We start from the raw sequence: 20,420 nt of genomic DNA, 5'->3' as shown, positions 1-20,420 counted from the left end.
TATCCTTCATAATGACTAGCTCCTTCCGTAATGTAGCTCTGATTTGGGTATGTTTTCTTTCCAGTAAACATTCTAACCAGATTAACCTACGAATTTACGAGTAAGGAGCTAGTTTCGTTCATAATAACTCGTCGCTGCGCTTCTGCGGGGTCTCACCTGTCCCGCTTCATCCCGAAGGAGTCTGCGCACCTTCCACTACAATCAACAGGGTTTAAAAATCATCATTTAGCTTTAACAGCGCCTTGATAAAAATAAAAAAACTCCATTCGCCATAAAAGGACGAATGGAGTTGTTCGCGGTACCACCTTTTTTCCCAGCACTGGGTATAAGAATCCCGATCTGCTGGCTCATGTGGGGATAACGGTTCTTCACCGTCTCCTGTTAATAGGAAAAATCCGTTAGCAGGAGATGCTCAAGGGCGACCTTCCATTGTTCAGCCTAGAAAACCTCGCAGCTACTGGTTCTCCTCTCTTCAAGCTGAGTGATAATGTACTCTTCCCTGTCGACGCAATTACAATATTGAGCTTTTTGTATATTAGTTATACTACCCAAAAAAGGGGAATGACGTCAATAATCATTTCCTAATTTTTATTATTTTATACTTATATCCTCTTGCTGTGCCGATAATCCGCACAAATTAGGCTCTTCGCTCATATAATACAGAGACACCTTAATGAGCTGTGAAATTTAAAATGAATCTTTTATTTTGGCAGGCTAAAAGAAGGATTTAGGGGGGATGCAGATGAAGAGGCGAAGGTATAATCCGTATACGCTGCCAAGATGGGCGCGTACAGCACGGGCTGTCTGTGCTCAATTGATCATTCCTTTTTGCATTTTTCAGGGCTTGAGGACGTTATTTTTCCCGACCACATTTGATGTCTTCCTGCTGTCGATCTTCATCGTGGTTGCTTTAGCGATTAAATTTGAAATGATTTAAGGAGCCACAGGGCATATTTTAGCTCTGGGCTCCTTCTTGCTGTGCCTGCTGCTTTTGTCTTTCAATTTCATCAATCTTCGTCACGACATACCCGGTATTGCTCAGCAGCCAATACTGGCGCTGCAGTTTTTGGACAAACTTCCGCTCATCCAGCTCCGTTTTCCGCTGATGGTACGTCTCGGCAACCCGGATAATGCCTGCCGGGAATGCAAGATAGCTAAGGAAGAGCAGCATCTCATCCTCCCTGAACGGAAAATATTTGAGATACGAATACACCCAGTCGACAGAATCATCGGAACGCTTCGGGAGCGATTTTAATGACCTCGCCATAAAAGGAAGCAAATCCTGGATCGGTGAGCCACGCCTCGCATTCTCAAAATTGATGAAATAGCCATAGCCTCTGTCATCGAACAGGAAATGCTCGGTCGAGACCTTTCCATGCAGGAGCACGGTTCTCGTCTTTTTCTGGTCCTTCGTTTTTTCATGCCAGCTTTCCAGCTTCTGTTTGGCAAAGAAGATCGCCTGACGGATTTGGGTGTAATACAGGCAGAAGGTCAGTTCAAATGGTGACATATAAACCCTGTTTTCACAGCTTTCGATGAATCCATTCAGAAATTCCTCTTCTTTTTCCCATTCCTTCAGGGTTTGCTCGTAGTGCTCTTTTTTCAGCTCCGGATTGATTTCCAGCTCCTTGGCTGACAGGGTATGCATCCTTGCAAGTTCCCGGAACATTTGCTGATGCCTTTCCGAGTTATGCCCTTCTTTTACTTCATTGGGCATCCAGGGCATTAAATAATACAGGGCTTTATTATGCAGGATCGCGTACCGGCCATCATTTGCCGGATACACCGGAACGATGCGGTTGTAGCCTTTCTGATAAAGGAACTGGATCTGTCTGATAAACTCAATCCCGTTATGGGGCTGGATTTTCTTCAGTGCGAATGTGCCTGTTCTCGTGTACACCTTCTTGACGCTTCCAAAATCCTCGGCAAAATAAGGCTCAATTGGATATTGCTTCAAAACCTCGGCATCTTCTTTTAAAAAATTGCGATCATCCATAGGATCACTCGCCTACTTTCTGAATCCTGCGGTGCTCATAAATAGAGTTGAGCAGGTGTTATAACACCTGCCCAGAGAAAAGCGGAAGCAACCCTAGCCAGCATCCAAGCCAGCCCTGACAACTAGCTTTTAGGACAAGGCATTGCTTCGTTCTATTCTTATAGCTGATGGACTGCTACTCGTGGAACATATAATACCTGGCCTTCCTTCACTTCATGGTCGGCACCGAGATGATTGACTCTCAGCAGCTGCTGGACAGGGACATCATAGCGCTCTGAAATGGACTGCAGCGAATCGCCCTGCTGTACGATACAGACTTTGATCTTTGCAACCTCAGGCTCTTCTTCCTTCCTCGCTAAAAACTCTGCAATCGAGATGCCCTGCTTCATGTTCGGCTTTTTCTTTTTCATGACAGGAGATGATGAGCTTTCAACTTCTACTGCTTCTTCCACCTCTGCCGGGACATTCTCTGGCGCTGGCTGCTGTTCCATTTCAACTTCCACTTCAACTTCAGGTACTTCTTCTGCCTCTGTTTCTACTTCGACTTCAGTTTCCGCTTCTTCAGCTGGCGTCTCTTTCCTGAACTCGCTATAGGAGTATTCAGGTAATGCCTGCCAATGGCGCTGTTCCTGAAGCTGCGGCTCTTCTGCCGGGACATCCTCTGCACCGGTTTTCCGTGCCTCGGCTCTGAAAGGAGCATAAAGTTCCTCTTCGTTTGCCTCTTCTTCCTCCTGATTCAATGCCTCGTTTTGCTCGACAAACGAAAATGCCGGAATTTCAGGGAATTCGAATTGCTCATCTTCCCCAGCCTGGTCGGCTTCTGCCTGAGGGGCTTCTTCTTCGCGATAGCTGATTTCCAGCTCTTCCGGCTCAAAAGATGCTTCCTCCTGCTCTGCCTCATGCTGCTGCTCGCCATATAAACCAGTAATCGCAAGGTCAGCATTCAGCTTCAAACGGTCTTTTTCCGGAAAAACATAATCAAATGACTCGACACTGATATCAATGTCATACACACTCTCGATCCTGTTCTTTGGAATCGTGATATCGACCGGAAAACGATGCAGGAATTCATAAACTCCTGCTTCCCGTTCCATGACGGAATGCACATACTTAAGAGCAGGGATATGATCATTGTTATCCTCCTGCTGTTCTTGGCATGTATATTCCCCTGTCAGCTCCAGCGATCCGCGAATGGATACATACTGCTCATTTTCCTGAATGGTTATATTCGGATCGAGTGAAATCGAAACAAGTTCAGCGACTTCCTGTCCTCTTTGAAACCAGACTGACTCCTCTAATGAAAATCGCAGGCACGATTGATTTCCCTGAGACAAAGCGACTCCTCCTTTCATTCCTTAAGCGTAAAATCACTATGTCATTAACACTTTATGAATGGATATTTGCTTTTATGATAAAATAGACCATTCTGTGATGAATAAAACTAAAAAGACACTCTTCTAAAATAGAAAAGTGTCTTAGACTTTTGACGAACACATTAGATGCCCCCTTAGGTTAAAAATAAAATTTTGGTTAGGTAGTAAAACAGGGCTGTTGATTTACGTTCCAGGCACTTCGCTTTCCGCGGGGCTGGTGATGAGCCTCCTCGTCGCTTTGCTCCTGCGGGGTCTCATCTTGCCAGCTGCTCCCGCAGGAGTCTACGTACCTTCCACTTCAATCAACAAGAAAGGAATACTGATTTTCACTTCTTACATCACTTATACATTAACCAAACATAGAGAATTTTTATCCCTTAAAGTATCCATTTTGTCCTTCGTAGAACTCATCAAAAAAGACACTCTTCTTAAAAGAAAAGTGTCTCTTAGAATTATTTATTCGCAAGCTTGGAGAATGCTTTCTCGGCTGCCTGGATTGTTTTTTGCAGGTCTTCGTCGGTATGGGCTGTTGACAGGAACAATCCTTCGAATTGTGATGGCGGGAGGAATACTCCTCCGTTTGCCATTTCGCGATAGTAGGACGCGAAGAATTCGAGGTTTGATGTCTTGGCTGCTTCGTAGTTGATGACATTTTCATTTGTGAAGAAAATGCCGATCATGGATCCTGCACGGTTGATTGTGTGAGGGATGCCATATTTTTCAGCAGCGGCTTTCAAGCCTGCTTCAAGGATATCTGCCTTGCGCTCGAATTCCTTGTAAGTTTCAGGTGTCAGCTGGCGAAGGGTTTCGAGTCCGGCTGTCATCGCCAATGGGTTGCCTGACAGAGTTCCAGCCTGGTAGATCGGACCGCTTGGCGCGATTTGCTCCATGATTTCCCGCTTGCCGCCATAAGCTCCAACAGGAAGTCCGCCACCGATAACCTTCCCCAGGCACGTAAGGTCAGGCATGACATTGAAATAGCCTTGCGCACAATTATAGCCAACACGGAAGCCTGTCATGACCTCATCAAAAATCAGGACAGTTCCATACTGAGTCGTGATTTCGCGAAGACCTTCAAGGAAACCAGCAACTGGCGGAACAACTCCCATATTTCCGGCTACGGGCTCAACAATTACACCTGCGATATCGTCTCCGTATTGTTCGAATGCGTAACGTACGCTTTCAAGGTCGTTGTAAGGCACCGTAATCGTGTTTTTCGCTACTCCTTCGGGTACACCTGGGCTGTCTGGCAATCCAAGCGTAGCGACACCGGAACCTGCCTTGATCAGCAGTGAATCACCATGGCCGTGGTAGCAGCCTTCGAATTTAAGGATTTTGTTTCGGCCTGTATATCCTCTTGCAAGGCGAAGGGCACTCATTGTCGCTTCTGTCCCTGAAGATACCATGCGAACCATTTCGATTGATGGTACGCGGTCAAGGACCAGCTGTGCCAGTTCATTTTCTACAAGAGTCGGCGCGCCAAAGCTTGTTCCTAGCTCAGCAACCTTTTTGATTCCTTCTACCACACGGTCATTTGTATGTCCGAGGATAAGCGGTCCCCATGAAAGGACATAATCGATATATTCATTGCCATCTATGTCATAGATTTTTGATCCCTTGCCTCTTTCCATGAAGATCGGGTCCATGTCAACCGATTTGAAAGCGCGGACAGGGCTGTTTACCCCGCCAGGCAATAATTCTTTGGCTTCCTTGAAAGCTTCTATTGATTTATCATACGAGCGCATATGAATCCCTCATTTCTTTTTTTAATGGGGTTATCTTACTGTTCCTTAAGCCAGCGGGCTGCATCCTTGGCATGGTAGGTGATGATCAGGTCGGAGCCTGCGCGCTTCATGCCTGTGAGCATTTCCATCACGATGCTTTTCTCGTCAATCCAGCCGTTTTGTGCAGCAGCTTTGACCATGGAATATTCGCCGCTGACATTATAAATCACGACTGGCAGGTTGAAGTTGTTTTTCACATCCCTGACAATATCAAGGTAAGGCATACCCGGCTTCACAATCAGGAAGTCCGCTCCTTCCATGACATCTGATTCAGCCTCACGCATGGCCTCAATCCGGTTTGCAGGATCCATTTGATAGGATTTGCGGTCCCCGAACTGCGGAGTGCTTTCTGCTGCCTCACGGAACGGTCCGTAAAAAGCGGAGGAATATTTTACAGCGTAGGACATGATCGGCACATCCTCGAAGCCTGCTTCATCAAGCGCGAAACGGATTGCTGCTACAAACCCGTCCATCATGTTAGATGGAGCAATGATATCTGCTCCTGCCTTCGCCTGGCTTACAGCTGTCTTTCCTAACAATTCAAGTGATGGATCGTTCAGGACTTTTCCATCCTCAATGACGCCGCAGTGTCCATGGCTTGTATACTCGCAAAGACATGTGTCTGCAATGACAATCATCTCAGGGAAGTGCTTCTTGATCTCACGTGTTGCTTCCTGGACAATACCATGGTCATGATATGCCTGGCAGCCTACTTCGTCTTTTTCCTCTGGCACGCCAAAAAGAAGGACAGATTTAATTCCAAGGGCTTCTACCTCAGCGATTTCCTCTTTTAGGTTATCCAGTGACAGGTGGTAAACTCCTGGCATAGAGGATACTTCATTTTTTACATTTTCGCCTTCGACAATAAATAATGGATAAATCAGGTCTTCGGTACGAAGGTAGTTTTCACGGACCAGTGCACGCATATTCGCAGATTGGCGCAGACGGCGGTGACGGCTGAATTCTAGGTTTTTCATCTATTTTCCCTCCGGTTTCGGATTAATGATTAAATACTCAATGACACTTTCCAGCATCTGTGCTACCGTATATTTTTCCGGCATGGCGTGCACCGGCAGTCCCCATTCCTCCGCTTTCTGTTTCGAAACAGGCCCTATGCAGGCAATCACACAGTGGTCAAGGCTTGAACGAAGCTGGCTGCTCTCTACTATTTCCATAAAATGATCAATCGTAGAAGGGCTTGTAAATGTAAGTATATCAATAGTTTGACTCCTAAGCATATTTATCAGCTTGTCCCGGCTTTCTTCAGGCAGGTAAGTCTCATAGATGATGACTTCATCTACTATAGCCCCTTTACTTTTCAAAGAAGCAGCGATGTATTCCCTTGCCAGATTCCCTTTTGGTATAAGGACTTTTGAGCCTTCATCGATTTGAAATTTGAACTCTTCAACGAATTCCTCAGCAACATAATGCCCGGGTGTAAAATCCACATGAAGTCCTTTTTCCTCCAGCACCTGTTTCGTTTTTTCGCCTATTACAGCGATTTTTGGAAGGTCTGAAGATTCTATGTTAAAAGAAAAAAAAGTTTCTACTGTGACATTGCTGGTGAAAATAATCCAATCATAAGTATGTAAGTTATTGATATAGTCTAAAATGCCGTTCGATGCCGCAACAGGTTTAAAGGCAATAAGAGGGATTTCCACAGGAATCCCTCCAGCACTTTCAACCAATTCGGAGAAGGACCTTGAATGAGCCTTCCCCCTTGGAATCATGACTGTTTTATTTTGCAGCGGCTGTGAAGCGATCATTCACTATCCAGCTCCTGCTTGACCTTGTCGATCAAGTCTTTAGCTCCCTGGCTGATCAGCTTGTCAGCTGCAATCGTGCCCACCTCTTCAGGATTCTTCCCTTTAACTTGCTCCTTGATGATTGTTTTTCCATCAGGAGATCCCACAAGGGCAGTCAATACAATGTCATCCTGCTCATCGATGAAGGCGTAGCCTGCGATCGGCACCTGGCAGCCGCCTTCCATTTTATTAAGATAAGCCCGTTCAGCTCTTACCGCTGCACTTGTTTCAGCAGAAGTGAATTTTTCAAGCAGCTGCAGCAGCTCTTCATCATCACCTCGGCACTCGATTGAAAGTGCACCCTGTCCAACAGCTGGTACGCATGTTTCTGGATCAAGGAACTCAGTGACAGTCTCTTCTGCCCAGCCCATGCGCTTTAATCCTGCGGCTGCAAGAATGATTGCGTCATAGTCTTCTGTTTCAAGCTTGCCAATTCTCGTATCGATATTTCCGCGGATCCATTTCATTTCAAGATCCGGGCGCTGAGCCAGCAGCTGCGCGCTGCGGCGAAGGCTGCTTGTTCCAACGACAGAGCCTGGCTTTAGCTCGCTGAATGGAATATTGTCTTTGGAAATCAGCACATCACGGTGATCCTCACGGAATGGAATACATCCTATTACCAGACCTTCCGGCAAGACAGCTGGCATATCCTTCATGCTGTGGACTGCCATGTCTATTTCCTTGTCCAGCATTGCCTGTTCGATTTCCTTAACGAACAGACCTTTTCCGCCAACCTTCGAAAGTGTGACGTCCAATATCTTGTCACCCTTCGTTACGATTTCCTTCACTTCAAACTCAAAAGGTGCTCCAAGCTTCTTAAGCTGGTCAATCACCCAATTTGTTTGTGTCAAAGCCAATTTACTCCGTCGGGAGCCAACGATAATTTTTCTCATAACAGCCTCCTATTATTGGTACCAAAAGTGGAAAGATGATAATTTTCCGAAAAGAAAAAAGTTTATTAAAACAATCAGGAACGATGCGATATTCCAAAGGGCAAGTGATTTCCCGATGATCTCCTTGCCTACACGCAAATATAGATAGATGCTGTATGCAGCAAGCACGATGAAGGATCCGATCAGCTTCGCATCATACCATGCGAGATCAGGCACCTTGATCCATGCCCACTGCAGCCCCAGAATCAGGCTGAGGATCAGCATCGGCACTCCAATCACATTCAATATGTACGACCAGTATTCAAGTTTGCTAAGATCCGATATTCTCCATAACATCTTTCCCCACTTTTTGCGCTTTAAAAGGTCATACTGAATTAAATACAGCAAAGAAAAGACAAAGGAGATCGAGAAAGCTCCATAGGATAAAATCGCCATGGTAATATGGATCAACAATAGCTCTGAGATGAGCTGTTCCGACATGACATTCGAATCATAGTGGACCGGGGCGAATGTATGGATGGCCATGATGATGAATCCAAGGATATTCGTAAAGAATACGATGAAATCCACTTTCAGCAGCTTGTTGATCGCCAGCGATAATGTGACGAGTACCCATGCATAAAAGTAAAGCCCTTCAAAGAGGGTCAGTACAGGGAATCGGCCGGTGTCGACCATATAATAGAACAGGAAAAGCGTCTGGAAACCCCATACAAATGCAAGTAACCAGAAGGCAATTTGGTTCGCCCTCCGGTTACTGTTAAGGAAGTCAATAAAATATAAAAGGACGCTTGCCGCATAAACAACAATGGTCATTTCATGGAGGCGGGTTATAAGAAGATCTCCCATAGGCAGAACCTCACCTACGCCTGAAATGAAGCCTGAGGTGAAGGAACTCTGGCCTGCTTCGTTTCTGCTTGTTTCATTCCTTCTTGTTCTGCGACGAGCTGTTCAATATTGAAAATCTTTACGAATAGATCAAGAGTTTCGTCAGCATCCGGACCGGCAGCAAGTTCTTTTGCCTGCAAAATCGGATCCTTCAGAAGCTGGTTAATGATGCTCTTCGTATGCTTGTTAAGCACTTTCATTTCCCGGTCAGATAAATGAGGAAGCTTCCGTTCGATGCTCTTCATCGTCTCTTCCTGGATCGCAAGAGCTTTTACCCTTAACGCTGAAATGACTGGAACAACGCCCAGTGTGTTCAGCCATTGCTTGAACTGGACGATCTCACCTTCAATCATGATGAGGATTTTCTCTGCCGCTTTTTGGCGTTCCTGCAGGTTGGCCTCCACTATTCCTTCAAGGTCATCAATATCATAGAGGAATACATTTTCGAGCGCGGCAATTTCCGGATCAAGGTCGCGAGGTACCGCGATATCAACCATGAACAATGGCTTGCCTTTTCTCTTCTGTTCAGCCTTCGCCACCATTTCCTTTGTTACGACAAAGTCTTTAGCACCTGTTGAGCTGATAAGGATGTCTGCTTCGGCAAGCGCAGTGTTCAGCTCGTCGAGAGACTTCGCCTGGCCAGAAAATCTTGTAGCTAAATCTTCCGCCTTTTTGTAGGTACGGTTAATCACCGTTACTTTCTTTGCACCGTTAGCATGAAGGTTCTGGATAGCCAGCTCACCCATTTTGCCAGCGCCAAGAATCAGCACATGCTTTTGGTCTAATGAGCCGAAAATCTTCTTGGCAAGTTCTACAGCTGCATAGCTGACTGAAACGGCATTGGCACCGATATCAGTTTCAGAGTGACCGCGCTTTGCCAATGTGACAGCCTGTTTGAATAGCTGGTTGAATACTGTGCCGGTAGTATTTTGTTCCAGGCCAAGCATGAAGCTTGAACGTACCTGGCCAAGGATTTGCGTTTCGCCCAGCACCATAGAGTTCAAACCGCATGATACCTTGAATAGATGCTCGATTGCTCCATCCTGTTCATAAATGAAGAGGAAAGGCGTAAATTCAGCCTGTGGAATCCCGAACCATTCAGATAAAAACTCTTTTATATAATATCTGCCTGTGTGGAGCTGATCCACGACAGCGTATATTTCTGTACGGTTGCAAGTTGATACAATGACATTTTCAAGAATGCTCTTCTTTGCCTGAAGTGCACCCATCGCTTCTGCTAGAGACGCTTCGTTGAATGTCAACCTTTCGCGGATTTCGACAGGGGCAGTTTTATAGTTTAGACCTACAACAATAATGTGCATATATTAATTGACACCCCCAAATAGAAATTGCATAATTGGCTAAGGAAATTATAACATGCAGCCAATTTTGTTTTTGTGAGAAATGTGAACAACTAGTGAACACAGAGTGATATAAAATACATTAAAATAAGTTCAATTCTTGTATGATGTTTATTTACATAATTACCTAAAGAACAGCAAATAAACATACTCCCTAATGTACCTTATCAAAGTTTGTCGATTAATTCAAGTGAGCCTTTTTGGAAGTGGTGAAAGAGTGAAAAATCAGAGAATGATCCCAGGAATGATACTCATCGGATTTGGCATTTATTTTTATCTTCAGCAGGCAAACATCACCCTGTTCCAGCAATTTTACACCTGGCCGACGCTTCTGATCATTGTCGGTGCCGCCTTTTTGGTCCAGGGATACTGGGGAAAGGATTATGAGGCGATTTTCCCTGGAGTGATCCTCGTCGGGTTTGGCATCCATTTTCACGTCGTCAACAAGTTCGAACTGTGGCCGGATCACCTCGGTGCCTTTATATTAATCATCGCCCTTGGATTCCTGCTGCGCTATCAAAAAACAGGCAACGGCCTGTTCCATGGAGTCCTGTTCTTAATTTTAGCAGGGCTGCTGCTGTTTTATGACAGGATTACAAACTGGCTCGGCCTGCTGGAAAACGGAGTGGCAACGGCATGGAGATTTTGGCCTGCTGCATTGATCTTGATCGGTATCTACCTTCTACTTTTTAAGAAAAAATGATTGAATCCCGCCCATGTTGAAATGGTGCGGGATTTTTTTGCCCCTATGTTAGTACTTAACGAAAAACGCGGACCCATCATAGGACCGCGTTTTTGCTTTATTTCATGAAAGCTCCAAGAACTGACCAGGCCTTATCTTTTCCTTCTCCTGTTTCGGATGAGAAAAGGATAATGGTGTCATTAGGGTCAAGATCTAAAGTTTCTTTTGTGATTTTTATATGCTTTTGCCATTTTGACTTCGGAATCTTATCCGCTTTTGTCGCAATGATGATAACTGGGATATCGTAATGCTTGAGGAAATCATACATCATGACATCATCCTTGGATGGCGGATGTCTTAGGTCCACAATCAGAAGCATCGCTTTTAATTGTTCCCTTGATGTGATGTAGGTTTCGATCATTTTTCCCCATGCTTCACGTTCCGACTTGGAAACTTTTGCGTATCCATAGCCTGGAACGTCAACGAAATGAAGCATTTCATTGATCAGATAAAAATTCAGAGTCTGCGTTTTCCCCGGCTTTGAAGATGTCCTGGCGAGACTTTTTCGGTTAAGCATTTTATTGATAAAAGAAGATTTCCCTACATTCGATCTGCCTGCAAGCGCAAATTCCGGAAGATTGCCTTCCGGATATTGAGCTGGCCTTACAGCACTGATCACTATTTCTGCGCTATTTACTTTCATTCAACATCACCGCTAGCTAAAGCGTGCTTAAGTACTTCATCTAGATGAGAAACTAACACAAATTCAAGCTCCTTACGTACACTTTCAGGAATGTCATCAATATCTTTTTCATTATCTTTTGGAAGAATAATCTTTGTCAGACCTGCCCTGTGGGCACTCAATGATTTTTCCTTTAGGCCGCCGATCGGCAATACGCGTCCTCTTAGAGTTATTTCTCCCGTCATTCCTACTTCCCTGCGGATCGGCCTTCCTGATAAAGCAGATACAAGTGCAGTAGCAATAGTAATCCCTGCAGAAGGTCCATCTTTTGGCACAGCACCTTCGGGAACGTGGATATGGATATCATTCTTTTCATGGAAATCCTCGTCAATTCCAAGCTCATTCGCTTTTGAACGGACATAGCTGAAGGCTGCCTGAGCGGACTCCTTCATGACATCTCCAAGTTTTCCAGTGAGGACTAGCTTGCCTTTTCCAGGCGAGAGCGATACTTCAATTTGAAGTGTATCACCGCCGACTGTCGTGTATGCCAGTCCGGTTGCAACTCCAACCTGATCCTCAAGCTCAGCCTGGCCATATCGGAACTTAGGCTTGCCGAGGAATTCCTCAACATTCTTTTCGCTGACAATTACACGTTTCTTTTCACCCGCCACAACAATTTTGGCTGTCTTGCGGCAGATTCCCGCAAGCTGCCTCTCTAATGAACGAACGCCTGCTTCGCGAGTATAATAGCGGATGACCTTCTGGATGGCTTCTTCCTTCACTTGCAGCTGTGCCTTGGAAAGCCCATGGTCCTTGATCTGCCTTGGGAGCAGGTGGTCCTTGGCGATATGAAGCTTTTCCAGCTCTGTATAGCCTGCAATATTGATGATTTCCATCCTGTCGAGCAATGGACCTGGTACAGTCGACAGGTTATTGGCAGTCGCGATAAACATGACGTTGGATAGATCATATGGCTCTTCAATATAATGGTCGCTGAAGTTGTGGTTCTGTTCAGGATCCAATACCTCAAGCATCGCTGCAGAAGGATCTCCCCTGAAATCACTGGACATTTTATCGATCTCATCCAGTAAAAATACAGGGTTGATCGTTCCTGATTTTTTCATGCCCTGGATGATTCGTCCCGGCATCGCGCCTACATAGGTTCTCCTGTGCCCGCGGATTTCAGATTCATCACGCACTCCGCCAAGGGAAACACGGACAAAATTGCGGTTCAATGATTTGGCAATTGACCTGGCAAGGCTTGTTTTACCTACACCAGGAGGTCCAGCAAGGCATAGAATCGGGCCTTTTAGCGAGTTGGTCAGCTTTTGCACAGCCAGGTACTCAAGGACACGTTCCTTTACCTTTTCAAGACCGTAATGATCTTTATCGAGAACCTTTTCTGCTTTATTGATATCGAGATCGTCTTCTGTCGCCTTAGACCATGGCAAAGCAACCAGCCATTCGATATAATTCCGGATCACGGCACTTTCAGCAGACGTCGTCGGAACCTTTTCGTAACGGTCCAGCTCCTTCATCGCTGTTTCCCGTACATGCTCCGGCATGCCGGCAAGCTCGATTTTTTCTGTGAGTTCGGCGATTTCTCCAGTCTTGCCCTCTTTTTCGCCCAGTTCCTTCTGGATTGCCTTCATTTGTTCACGGAGATAATATTCCTTTTGCGTCCGCTCCATGGAACGCTTGACGCGCTGGCCTATTTTCTTTTCCAGGCCAAGCACTTCTTTTTCGTTATGGATGATTTCAATGACACGGTTCATACGTTCTTTAATATCCACCGTTTCTAAAATCTCCTGCTTTTCCTTCAGCTTCAATGGAAGGTGTGAAGCAATGATATCAGCCATTCTTCCTGGCTCTTCGATGTCAGAAACAGATGCATAGGTTTCCGCAGATATTTTCTTGGACATTTTTATGTATTGTTCAAAATACTCAAGCATTGTCCTCATTAACGCTTCATCTTCGACATCCTTTGTATCCCTGTCTTCGAATGTCTTGAGGCTGCAGGAGAAATTGTCCTTTTCATCATAAAGTTCCACGATTTCAGCCCTTGCCAAGCCTTCAACAAGAACGCGGATTGTCCCGTTCGGAAGCTTGAGCATTTGCTTTACTCGAGTCAGTGTACCCATCTGGTACAAATCTTCCTCGCCTGGTTCATCTATTGAAATATCTTTTTGCGTCGTAAGAAAGATCAAATGGTCATCCACCATAGCCTTCTCAAGAGCCTGTACAGATTTTTCCCGTCCGACATCCAGGTGCAGGACCATCGTCGGATATACGAGTAAACCGCGCAGTGGCAGAAGAGGGACTGTGAGCTCTTTTTCATTCGCCATGAGATTGCACCTCCAACATGCATTGTCATTCTAATAAGCATTATAATACTTGTTGTTCAATTCTATCGTATTTATTTTCCAGTGTCTAATATCTGAGCAGTTTTATCTTCCTTCCTCTTTAGTATCCTGAAATACATCATAAAATATGATGCTTCATTATAGAAGAAAAAGTTTTTTTCCGCTTTATACCTCACTCATTTCCTGTTTTAGCCAGTTGTAAACCATAAAAAAAGAACGCTGGGTGGGCGTTCTTTTTTATGGTTATTCAGCTCGTCTCTTTTTTTACAAGGTCGGGAGCGGCAGAGATGATCTGATCCCGCGGGTGTTCTTTTAGCAAGGCAATTTCAAAAACTTCATCCAGATGAGTGACAGGAATGATTTCGATTCCTGTGATTTCATTGAGAATGGTCTGCATATTTTCCTTTGGGATGATGACTTTTTTAGCCCCTGCTTTTTTTGCAGCTTTTACCTTCGGATAGACGCCTCCGATTGGTTTAACATTTCCGTGAATGCTTATTTCACCTGTCATTGCGACTGTATGATCTGTCGGGATTTTATAGATGGCAGAGTAAATGCCTGTAGCCATCGCAATACCCGCTGAAGGCCCATCGATTGGAGTACCTCCAGGGAAATTTACATGAATGTCGAATTCATCGGCAGGTACACCCATTGAACGGAGGACAGTTATGACATTTTCGATGGATCCTCTAGCCATACTTTTTCTGCGTATCGATTTCCCCTGGCCGCCTATGCTTTCTTCATCAACGATACCAGTTATATTGATAGAGCCCTTTTCCTTTGCTTTAATGACCGTGACTTCGATCTCCAGCACGGCTCCTGTATTCGGCCCATAGACTGCCAGGCCATTGATCAGTCCAACAGCTGATTTCTCGTTAATTTTGCGTTCCATCCTTGGCGTCAGCTGGCTTGAATGGACTACCCATTCGATTTCTTCTTCTTTAATGTAGCTGCGGTCATCTGTTATAGCCAAACCTGCCGCAATTTGAACCATATTGACAGCTTCGCGTCCATTGCGCGCATAATTAGAAAGGATACTTACCGCTTCTTCGCTCATCATTAAATTGACTTTTTCTGCGGCATTCCGTGCTACCGCTGATATTTCTTCCTGCGACAGTTCACGGAAAAATACCTCCATACATCTTGAACGAATCGCAGGAGGGATTTCACTTGGAGTTCTTGTCGTTGCTCCGACCAGCCGGAAATCAGCTGGCAGCCCGTTCTTAAAAATATCATGGATGTGGCTTGGAATCTGGGTATTTTCTTCATTATAATAAGCACTTTCCAAGTAAACTTTTCTGTCCTCAAGCACCTTCAAAAGCTTATTCATTTGAATTGGATGCAATTCACCGATTTCATCGATGAATAAGACTCCGCCATGGGCATTTGTCACCGCACCCTGTTTCGGCTGCGGAATGCCTGCCTGCCCCATCGCACCTGCACCCTGGTAAATAGGATCGTGGACTGAACCTATCAAAGGATCTGCAATTCCTCTCTCATCGAATCTTGCAGTAGTGGCATCCAGCTCTACAAAAACAGAGGAAGTTTTGAAAGGAGATTTGGAGTTTTGCTTTGCTTCTTCTAGTACAAGTCTGGCAGCCGCTGTTTTTCCAACACCTGGTGGGCCGTAAATAATGACATGCTGCGGATTTGGTCCGCATAATGCAGCTTTCAGTGCTTTAATACCATCCTCCTGGCCGACGATGTCATCAAAGCTCGATGGTCTAACTTTCTCGGCTAATGGTTCACTAAGAGATATCGATCTCATCTTCCTAAGCTGCTCCATTTCCTTTCTGGATTCCCGGTCAATCGAGACCTTTTGAGTCCGTTGATTCCTTAAAAGATTCCAGAAATACAGCCCGATGATGATCCCAAAAAACAGCTGTATGAATAAGGCGATACCGGTCCAACTCAATTTAAATTCCCTCCCATAAGTTGATGACTATTCGCTTTACCCTAGTATCCCCTTGACTGAGTTGGAATAAACAATAATTTCAAGTGAAATTTTCCATGAACCAAACCCCGCTTCACCCCTTCACCGTGCTGGGGGTCAGAGCCCCGCCACTTCACCGCATCACCGCAGTGGGGGTCTGACCCCCACTGCTTTAACGCGTTAGCAGAACATAAAAAAAGCCCGGTGATGGTTCACCGGGCTTTTGGATATTCATTATGCTGATGTTCTTTCGTCTTTTAAGACGGTTCCGTCTTCAAGGACTAGCTTAGGCGGCATGTTGTTTTCGATTGTTTCCTTTGTGATGACGCATTTCACGATATCATCACGTGAAGGAAGGTCGAACATGACGTCAAGCATGATACCTTCGATGATGGAACGCAGACCACGCGCACCTGTCTTTCGCTCGATCGCGCGTTTTGCGATTTCGGTGAGGGCACCCTCTTCGAATTCCAGCTCAACATTATCAAGCTCAAGCATCTTCTGGTATTGCTTAACAAGTGCATTCTTCGGCTTTGTCAGGATTTCGACAAGCGCTTCTTCATCAAGCGGAGTCAAGCTCGCAATGACTGGAAGACGGCCGATGAATTCCGGAATCAAACCGAATCTCAATAAATCTTCAGGAAGCACTTTTGAAAGCAATTCCTTTTTGTCCAATTCTTCTTCCTTTTTATCAGTGCCGCCGAAACCGATGACCTTCTGGCCAAGGCGGCGTTTGATGATTGATTCAATTCCGTCAAATGCACCACCGCAAATGAACAGAATGTTCGTAGTATCAATCTGGATGAATTCCTGATGAGGGTGCTTTCGTCCACCCTGAGGCGGTACGCTTGCAACTGTTCCTTCAAGGATTTTCAGCAATGCCTGCTGTACCCCTTCACCAGATACATCTCTTGTGATTGAAGGATTTTCGGATTTTCTTGCGATTTTATCGATTTCATCGATATAAATGATTCCTTTTTCAGCCTTTTCTACGTCATAATCCGCGGACTGGATCAGCTTCAGAAGGATATTCTCAACGTCTTCACCAACGTAACCTGCTTCAGTCAATGAAGTAGCATCCGCGATTGCGAACGGAACATTCAGAATACGGGCAAGAGTTTGCGCAAGCAATGTTTTACCGCTGCCTGTCGGCCCAATCATTGCAATATTACTCTTGGAAAGCTCGACATCATCGATCTTGCTGTTTGAGTTGATGCGCTTGTAATGGTTGTATACAGCAACAGACAGATTTTTCTTTGCCTGGTCCTGGCCAATTACGTACTCATTCAGGATATCCCGGATTTCTTTCGGCTTTGGTACATCCTTGAATTCAACTTCCTCTTCAGTGCCAAGTTCCTCTTCGACGATTTCAGTGCATAATTCAATACACTCATCACAGATGTAAACCCCTGGCCCTGCAACTAACTTGCGGACTTGATCCTGCGTCTTGCCGCAGAAAGAACACTTAAGTTGTCCTTTTTCATCATTAAATTTGAACAATGCCTTCACCCCTTGAGAACTTCTAAACGATATATAAAGCTGCGATTCATAAGCAAACGAAAAGTTAAGTCACGTTTTTTCTGCTTCAGTTGAGCAGGTATGTATTGCATTGTATCACATTTTGCCAGGGTACAGGAAATAATAACCCTCGATATGGATCCCTTTCGCGCTTATGAACTTTAAATCGAGCTCAGTTAACTTGGCAGCAGATAGCGGTCCGGCATCCAACCAGGCTGATAAATCACTTGGGTATTCCTATACCCGCCTTTGATGCGTTTCATTCCTGCCCAAATGCCTCACCAAAATAAAATTGAGCTTTTTAACCTTTGAAAAAAATATGTACTAAATCATCTTAACCATAAATCGGGCCCTTAAATCGGACTATGGAAAATTGCTAAAAAATTATGTATGTATATTATATGTTTTTATGGTAGAAAACAAGGCACGAATTGCTCGCGCCTTGTCTCTATATTTATATACTAAGTATAAAATTCAAATTGCAAAATGTCTAGCTCCAGCGCCTAGCCCCTCGAGTCACTTCGGTCCGCCCGATGAAGTCAAAGAACGACTTCACCGGGCGGCCCTCCAGTGCTTGTCGGGGCTGACCAAGGCGCTTCCGCTTTTCAAATATTATGCAACAGTTTTGCTGTTTTCTACAAGGAAATCAACTGCTTTTTTCAGTTGAAGGTCGCCTTTGATTCCTTCAAGGCTTCCGCCTAATGCAGCTTTGATGTTTTCAACAGTCATGTTGTACATTTCTGCCATTTTTTCAAGCTCTGCATTCACTTCTTCATCAGTTGCTTCGATGTTTTCAGCTTTTGCGATCGCTTCAAGAGTCAGGTTAACTCGAACGCGTGTAGCAGCTTCTTCTTTCATTTGTCCGCGAAGAGCAGCTTCATCTTGACCAGAGAACTGGAAGTATAGTTCAAGGTTCATGCCTTGCATTTGCAGGCGCTGTTCGAATTCGTTAACCATGCGGTCGATTTCAGTGTCAACCATTGCATCTGGAACTTCGATTTCAGCATTTGCTGCAGCTTTTTCTACGATCGTGTCACGAACAAAGTGTTCCTTCTGGTGCTCTTTGTCGTGAGCAAGACGATCTTTGATTTTAGTTTTCAATTCATCTAAAGTTTCAACTTCTTCGTCAGCATCTTTAGCGAACTCATCGTCTAGAGCTGGAAGTTCTTTAGCTTTGATTTCGTGTACTTTCACTTTGAAAGTTGCAGGCTTTCCAGCAAGTTCAGCAGCATGGTACTCTTCAGGGAAAGTAACCTCTACTTCCTTCTCTTCGCCAGTAGCTGTTCCTGTTAATTGCTCTTCGAATCCAGGAATGAATGAACCTGAACCAAGTTCAAGTGAATAGTTTTCAGCTTTTCCGCCTTCGAATGCTACGCCATCAACGAAGCCTTCGAAGTCGATTACAACTGTGTCGCCTTCTGCTGCAGTGCCTTCTTCTTTAACAACAAGCTCTGCCTGGCGCTCTTGCATTGTTTTAAGTTCATTTTCAACTTCTTCGTCAGTTACGTTAGTGTCGAAAGCTTCAACTTCAAGGCCTTTGTATTCGCCAAGCTTGACTTCAGGCTTAACAGTTACAGTTGCCTTGAAGATCATGCTCTTGCCCTTTTCGATTTGTTCTACATCGATTTCCGGGCGGTCAACTGGCTCGATGCCAGTTTCAGCGATTGCATTTGCATATGCTTCAGGAAGAAGGATATCAATTGCATCCTGGTATAAAGATTCTACGCCGAAACGCTTTTCGAACATTTGGCGAGGCATTTTACCTTTACGGAAGCCAGGTACGTTAACCTTAGCAACGACCTTCTTGAATGCAGCGTCTAAACCTTGGTTTACTTTCTCTGCATCTACTTCAATTGTTAGAACCGCTTGGTTCTTTTCTACTTTTTCTAATTTTGCAGACATACAGTTCCCTCCAACAATAATCTATTGTCATGTTTCATTCGACGATGAATACTCTTGTTTACCAAGTAATATTCCAGATTAGATGTAAAATAGAATGATTTTTACATAATACAACCACTACATTATAACACAGGATTATTTCGTTTCAACAGATTGGACTATATTATCGGGTAAGAAATTTCTTCTAGCATCCTGATGAAAGCCAGAGCCTCCCCTGCTTCCTCCTCGTCGCTTTTATAGATTTCAGCAAAATCCTCAAGCGGCTCATCAAATCCATAATACTCCTGGGCAAGGAAATGATAGGCGGCAGCCCAGGCTTCTGCTGACGCTTTTGGCAAATTGAAAGGATAAATCAAAAAGAAATGCCGCTGTATTAAACTTAAGATATTTTCGTATAACACAGGATCTGAATTTTCCAGCTCATTCTCCAGTATGGGAATCACTGGATTCATTCCAATGTAATCCTTCAGTTCAGGGAGCCTTTCAGGTATGAAGGCTTGTTCCCAGCCAAATTTGCGGACATCCATCTCTTCGGCATATTCTTGTTCTCTCAGGATATTAAGCAGCATTGTTTTCTGAAATGCATGACCCTGCTCTGATGCCACATAGTCCTTTATTTCTTTTATATATGGGCGGATATTTTCCTTGGCCAGCTTTGCTGCAATCATTACCTGGTCCTGAGGGTCCCTATAATCGAATAATCCTAGCGATACCTCTTCGCCCATCAAATCATGGTGATCGTTTAACTCGTTTTCTGCCGGGCTTGTCTGCATCCGCCTTCCGAATTCAAGCATTCTTGTAAAATGCTCCAGCTTTTCAGCAGGGATTTCCCTTTCCTCCAGCAGTGCTTCTATCGTCGCAACGAGTTCATCATATTCGTTCAGCTGCACGAGAATCATCAAATACAGGTCAATAACCTGGATATAGTCACCCAGTCCGCCCTTCAGCATTTCGGCAGCAATCTGCTTTGCCTGCTTTACGTAGCCAGCTTCGAAATTAGCCAGAACCAGCCCAACAAAAATATCACTGTTTCCCGGGTCGTGTTCCAGTGCCTGTTCCAGAAACTGAATCGCATCCCTGTACTTTTTTTGTTTTAAATAATCAAGCCCTTTTTCCAGCAGGCGCTTTTCCAGACCGGGAAACAGGATCACATTATCCTTTTTTGAATCCCGTTTTTTCATAAACATACCGCCTTACATTCAAGTTTATGGCAATTTGTGCATGCTTTTTTGGGAAAATCTTT

16 protein-coding genes and 1 other annotated feature are annotated in these 20,420 nt (G+C 44.7%); of the genes, 2 read left to right on the top strand and 14 right to left on the bottom strand.

Annotated elements, in window-relative coordinates:
• Nucleotides 1–272 precede the first annotated feature (272 nt).
• Nucleotides 273–515, bottom strand: a binding site (T-box leader).
• Nucleotides 516–742: 227 nt separating this feature from the next.
• Complete coding sequence (locus AC3EBE_RS13245) at nt 743–937, top strand: hypothetical protein (protein ID WP_488595507.1); 195 nt, start codon at nt 743–745, stop codon at nt 935–937.
• Between the two features lie 18 nt (nt 938–955).
• Here AC3EBE_RS13245 and ysxE read toward each other — a convergent pair whose 3' ends face one another.
• The 8 genes from ysxE to hemA all read right to left on the bottom strand — a co-directional run bounded on the left by ysxE (nt 956) and on the right by hemA (nt 10,058).
• Nucleotides 956–1,996, bottom strand: coding sequence for a spore coat protein YsxE (ysxE, locus tag AC3EBE_RS13240; protein ID WP_488595506.1), 1,041 nt, complete (start codon nt 1,994–1,996; stop codon nt 956–958).
• A 158-nt stretch (nt 1,997–2,154) separates the two neighbouring features.
• A complete protein-coding gene (spoVID, locus tag AC3EBE_RS13235; RefSeq protein ID WP_488595505.1) occupies nt 2,155–3,330 on the bottom strand; it encodes a stage VI sporulation protein D in 1,176 nt (391 codons plus the stop codon).
• A gap of 491 nt (nt 3,331–3,821) precedes the next feature.
• Nucleotides 3,822–5,114 carry a glutamate-1-semialdehyde 2,1-aminomutase gene (gene hemL / locus AC3EBE_RS13230; protein ID WP_488595504.1) on the bottom strand — a complete coding sequence of 431 codons (1,293 nt, stop codon included), beginning with the start codon at nt 5,112–5,114 and terminating at the stop codon, nt 3,822–3,824.
• Nucleotides 5,115–5,149: 35 nt separating this feature from the next.
• Entirely contained in the window at nt 5,150–6,130 is a 981-nt protein-coding gene (gene hemB, locus AC3EBE_RS13225) for a porphobilinogen synthase (protein WP_488595503.1), read from the bottom strand.
• Nucleotides 6,131–6,919, bottom strand: coding sequence for a uroporphyrinogen-III synthase (locus AC3EBE_RS13220; protein ID WP_488595502.1), 789 nt, complete (start codon nt 6,917–6,919; stop codon nt 6,131–6,133).
• Nucleotides 6,916–7,851 (bottom strand): hydroxymethylbilane synthase, encoded by a 936-nt coding sequence (gene hemC, locus AC3EBE_RS13215; RefSeq protein WP_488595501.1) that lies wholly within the window; start codon nt 7,849–7,851, stop codon nt 6,916–6,918. The genes AC3EBE_RS13220 and hemC overlap by 4 nt, the downstream gene beginning before the upstream one ends.
• 12 nt (nt 7,852–7,863) lie before the next feature.
• A complete protein-coding gene (locus tag AC3EBE_RS13210) occupies nt 7,864–8,697 on the bottom strand; it encodes a cytochrome c biogenesis protein (RefSeq protein WP_488595500.1) in 834 nt (277 codons plus the stop codon).
• A gap of 14 nt (nt 8,698–8,711) precedes the next feature.
• Nucleotides 8,712–10,058: a glutamyl-tRNA reductase gene (gene hemA, locus AC3EBE_RS13205; RefSeq protein ID WP_488595499.1), complete on the bottom strand. Its 1,347-nt coding sequence runs from the start codon at nt 10,056–10,058 to the stop codon at nt 8,712–8,714.
• 256 nt (nt 10,059–10,314) lie between these two features.
• Between hemA and AC3EBE_RS13200 the strand changes: the two genes are divergently transcribed.
• On the top strand, nt 10,315–10,800 hold the full coding sequence (locus AC3EBE_RS13200; RefSeq protein ID WP_488595498.1) for a LiaI-LiaF-like domain-containing protein: 486 nt from the start codon (nt 10,315–10,317) through the stop codon (nt 10,798–10,800).
• Between the two features lie 97 nt (nt 10,801–10,897).
• On the opposite strand, the gene yihA is transcribed toward AC3EBE_RS13200, so the two are convergent.
• From yihA to AC3EBE_RS13170, 6 genes are all read right to left on the bottom strand, one after another.
• Nucleotides 10,898–11,482 (bottom strand): ribosome biogenesis GTP-binding protein YihA/YsxC, encoded by a 585-nt coding sequence (yihA, locus tag AC3EBE_RS13195; protein WP_488595497.1) that lies wholly within the window; start codon nt 11,480–11,482, stop codon nt 10,898–10,900.
• Nucleotides 11,479–13,806, bottom strand: a complete 2,328-nt coding sequence (gene lon / locus AC3EBE_RS13190) for an endopeptidase La (protein WP_488595496.1) — start codon at nt 13,804–13,806, stop codon at nt 11,479–11,481. Before lon ends, yihA begins: the two co-directional genes overlap by 4 nt.
• 265 nt (nt 13,807–14,071) lie before the next feature.
• A complete protein-coding gene (gene lonB, locus AC3EBE_RS13185) occupies nt 14,072–15,739 on the bottom strand; it encodes an ATP-dependent protease LonB (protein WP_488595495.1) in 1,668 nt (555 codons plus the stop codon).
• Between the two features lie 252 nt (nt 15,740–15,991).
• Nucleotides 15,992–17,257, bottom strand: coding sequence for an ATP-dependent protease ATP-binding subunit ClpX (gene clpX / locus AC3EBE_RS13180; protein WP_488595494.1), 1,266 nt, complete (start codon nt 17,255–17,257; stop codon nt 15,992–15,994).
• Nucleotides 17,258–17,887: 630 nt separating this feature from the next.
• The gene (gene tig, locus AC3EBE_RS13175) at nt 17,888–19,177 is read right to left on the bottom strand and encodes a trigger factor (RefSeq protein ID WP_488595493.1); all 1,290 of its coding nucleotides are present in this window, start codon (nt 19,175–19,177) and stop codon (nt 17,888–17,890) included.
• Nucleotides 19,178–19,335: 158 nt separating this feature from the next.
• A complete protein-coding gene (locus AC3EBE_RS13170) occupies nt 19,336–20,358 on the bottom strand; it encodes a tetratricopeptide repeat protein (RefSeq protein WP_488595492.1) in 1,023 nt (340 codons plus the stop codon).
• Nucleotides 20,359–20,420 lie beyond the last annotated feature (62 nt).

This window comes from Mesobacillus sp., from assembly GCF_057785455.1.
Note: the sequence above shows the minus strand (reverse complement) of the source record. Positions and strands in the feature narration are given on the sequence as shown.